Consider the following 3,386-nt stretch of genomic DNA (forward strand, 5'->3'; position numbering starts at 1 on the left):
CGGCTGGAGGCGGGTCTTGTGGGCGGACCTCATACAGACTCCGAGGCGGCGCGCAGGGTCTCGGGATCTTCATCCAGCCCGGCCTCGCGCAGCAGGCCGCGCAGCCGCCGCTCGGGCAGGCTCAGGCGCAGCCGCATCGCGCCCCCGGGAGCGGTCTGCTCCGCCTCGACCGCCCGCTCCGCGAACAGCCGGCTGCGCAGCCGGCCGGCCGACGCGGGCAGCTCGAGCCATCCGCTGAACATCGCTTCGCTGAAGTGGCGGGCGAGCCGCTGCTGGAGTTCATCCACGCCCTCGCCGGTCGCCGCGGACAGCCAGACCGCATCGCCGCCGAAACGGCCGGGTTCCACCGCACCGGCCTCGGGCAGGCGGTCGATCTTGTTGTAGATGCGCCACACCGGCACCTCCGCGGCCCCGATCTCGTCAAGCACCGACTCCACCTGCGCGATGTGGGCGTCGCGCTCCGGGTCGGCGGCATCGATCACGTGCAGCAGCAGGGCCGCCTCCCGCGTCTCGGTCAGTGTGGCCTTGAAGGCGGCGATCAGTTCGTGCGGCAGGTCGCGGATGAAGCCGACGGTGTCCGCCAGGATCACCGAACGGTGCGGGGCGAGATCGACGCGCCGCAAGGTCGGATCCAGCGTCGCGAACAGCTGGTCGGCCGCATACACCCGCGCCTCGGTCAGGCGGTTGAACAGCGTGGACTTGCCGGCGTTGGTGTAGCCCACCAGCGCGACCGTCGGTGTCTCGTTGCGCCGCCGCGCCTGGCGGCCCTGCTCGCGCGCACGCCGCACCTTGTCGAGGCGCCTCTCGATGTGCTTGATGCGGGCAGCCAGCAGCCGGCGGTCGGTCTCGAGCTGGGTCTCGCCCGGGCCGCGCAGTCCGATGCCACCCTTCTGCCGCTCGAGGTGGGTCCAGCCACGCACCAGGCGGGTCGCCATGTGCCTGAGCTGGGCGAGTTCCACCTGCAGCTTGCCCTCGTGCGTGCGCGCCCGCTGGGCAAAGATGTCCAGGATCAGGCCGGAGCGGTCGAGCACGCGGCAGCGGAGGTGCCGCTCGAGGTTGCGTTCCTGGCTCGGGGACAGCGGGTGGTTGAAGATGACGAGGTCCGCCCCCGTTGCCTCCACCGCGGCCGCCACCTCGTCGGCCTTTCCGGAACCCACGTAGAAGCGCGGGTCGGGCTGACGCCGCGTCCCGGAGATGATGCCGGCGACGCTCGCCCCAGCGGATTCGGCAAGGTCCCGGAACTCCTCGGTCTGGGCCTCGAGATCGGCGACCTCGCCGATCCCCAGCGCCACCAGCAGCGCCCGATCGCCGCTTTCGGGACGCTCAAACAAGGGCGTTCACGTCCGGCATGCGTTCAGGATTCGCCCTCCTGCGTGGCCGGCTCTTCGCCGTCGAGCTGCAGGCGCACCTGCCGCGAGGGCACGATCGTGGAGATTGCGTGCTTGTACACCATCTGCGAGACCGCGCTCTTCAGCAGCACCACGAACTGATCGAAGGACTCGATCTGCCCCTGCAGCTTGATGCCGTTGACCAGATACACGGACACCGGGATGCGGTCCCGGCGCAATGCGTTGAGAAAGGGTTCTTGTAGCATCTGCCCTTTTGCCATGATCGGTGTCCTTTCGGTTTATGGTTATCGAGCCCGCTTCGTGCAGCCCTGGTTTTGAGAAACCATAGCATATTGCCTGCCCGGCGCCGCACCAAGATACCGCATCACCGACCACGGACCTCCGCCGGGAGTCGCCGCAGCAGATCTTCCGGCCGAGCCGCCTCCGCGGCGATGCCTTCCAGGCCGTTCATCCCGCGCAGCCAGGTCAACTGGCGCTTGGCGAGTTGCCGCGTCGCGGTGATCGCACGCTGGCGGAAGGCCTCGTAGCCGATCTCGCCCGCCAGCCACTGCCAGCCCTGACGATAACCCACCGCACGCTGCGAGGCGTGGCCCGCCGTCAGAGACGGACGCGCCGTCAGCTCGCGCAGTTCCCTCTCGAAGCCCGCGGCCATCATCGCGTCGAAACGCAGCGCGATGCGCTCGCGCAGGCGGGCCCGGTCTTCGGGAAACAGGGCCAGGCAGTGCCAGTCACCCGGCAGGGGTTGGACGCGCCCGGACTGGAAGGCCGACAACGGCCGGCCGGTGCCCCGATAGACCTCCAGCGCGCGCAGGATCCGCTGCGGGTCGTTGGGATGGATGCGCCCGGCGGAGACGGGATCCACCGTGCGCAGCTCGGCATGCAGCGCGGCGGCCCCGAGCTCCGGAAGCCGCGCGCGCAGCGACGCCCGGATCTCCGGGTCCACCGCCGGCATCGGGTCCAGGCCCGCGATCAGCGCACGGAAGTAGAGCATGGTCCCGCCGACCAGCAGCGGAATGCGCCGGCGTCCGTGAATCTCGCCGATCAGCCGCCATGCGTGATCCGCAAAGTCGGCGGCCGACCAGGTCTGCTCCGGCTCCCGGATGTCGATCAGGTGGTGCGGCACGCGGGCACGCTCGGCACGGCTGGGTTTTGCGGTGCCGATGTCCATGCCCCGATAGACCAGCGCGGAGTCGACACTGACGATCTCGGCGCCGATCCGCTCCGCGAGCTCCAGGGCCAGCGCCGTCTTGCCGGTGGCCGTGGGGCCCATCAGCAGGATCACCGGCTGCGGCATCGGCTCAGCGTCCGCGCAGGAACAGGCGGTCGAGCGCCTGGCGGTCCAGCTCGACGTAGGTCGGCCTGCCGTGATTGCACTGACCGCTGTTTTCGGTCTCTTCCATGTCCCGCAGCAGCCGGTTCATCTCCGGAAGGCTCAGGCGCCGTCCGGCCCGGACCGAGCCGTGGCAGGCCATGGTGCTCAATACCGCATCGAGCGCGGCCTCGGCCCGGTCGGCATGCCCGAGATTGCGCAGGTCGGCGAGCAGGTCCCGAACCAGCCCGGACAGATCCCGCCCCTGCAGCAGTGCCGGCGCTGCACGCAGCCGCACCGTCTCGGGTCCGCTGCGGTCCAGTTCGAAGCCGAGGTCCCGCAGCAGGCCGACCGAGGACTCGACCAGATCGGCCTCGGCCCGGGTGACCGCGAGGGTCTCCGGCACCAGCAGCGGCTGGCGGGTCACGCGGGCCGCGCGCCACTCGCGCTTCAGACGTTCGTAGGTCACCCGTTCGTGCGCCGCGTGCATGTCCACCAGCACGAGACCCCGCGCATTCTCCGCAAGGATGAAGATGTCCGCGACCTGACCGAGCGCAAAGCCGAGCGGCGGCGCGCCCTCGCGGTCGCGGCCATCCGGCCCGGGCCCCGGTACCGGGGCATATCCGGAAACTCCCGGAGCGGGTTCGCCCACCTGCGGCAGCGGCAACTCCCAGCGCGTGTCGCGCGCGGGCACCGGCGCGCCGGCCGCGGACCCGGCCGCGGACCCG

At 70.8% G+C, this 3,386-nt stretch carries 3 protein-coding genes and 1 pseudogene; all 4 read right to left on the minus strand.

Annotated elements, in window-relative coordinates; translation table 11 throughout:
- Positions 1-29 precede the first annotated feature (29 nt).
- On the minus strand, positions 30-1,331 hold the full coding sequence (gene hflX, locus ACESMN_RS12445) for a ribosome rescue GTPase HflX (protein ID WP_373053924.1): 1,302 nt from the start codon (positions 1,329-1,331) through the stop codon (positions 30-32).
- Positions 1,332-1,354: 23 nt separating this feature from the next.
- Entirely contained in the window at positions 1,355-1,609 is a 255-nt protein-coding gene (gene hfq, locus ACESMN_RS12450) for an RNA chaperone Hfq (RefSeq protein ID WP_373053925.1), read from the minus strand.
- A gap of 104 nt (positions 1,610-1,713) precedes the next feature.
- Complete coding sequence (gene miaA, locus ACESMN_RS12455) at positions 1,714-2,643, minus strand: tRNA (adenosine(37)-N6)-dimethylallyltransferase MiaA (protein ID WP_373053926.1); 930 nt, start codon at positions 2,641-2,643, stop codon at positions 1,714-1,716.
- A gap of 4 nt (positions 2,644-2,647) precedes the next feature.
- Positions 2,648-3,386, minus strand: a pseudogene (gene mutL / locus ACESMN_RS12460) (DNA mismatch repair protein MutL); the annotation flags it as partial.

Origin of the sequence: Thioalkalivibrio sp., assembly GCF_041690275.1 — a bacterium.
GTDB lineage: Bacteria > Pseudomonadota > Gammaproteobacteria > Ectothiorhodospirales > Ectothiorhodospiraceae > Thioalkalivibrio.

Coding starts and splice junctions, on each gene's coding strand:
- hfq (WP_373053925.1), bottom strand. CDS start 1,609: ATGGCAAAAGGGCAGATGCTACAAGAACCCTTTCTCAACGCATTGCGC.
- miaA (WP_373053926.1), bottom strand. CDS start 2,643: ATGCCGCAGCCGGTGATCCTGCTGATGGGCCCCACGGCCACCGGCAAG.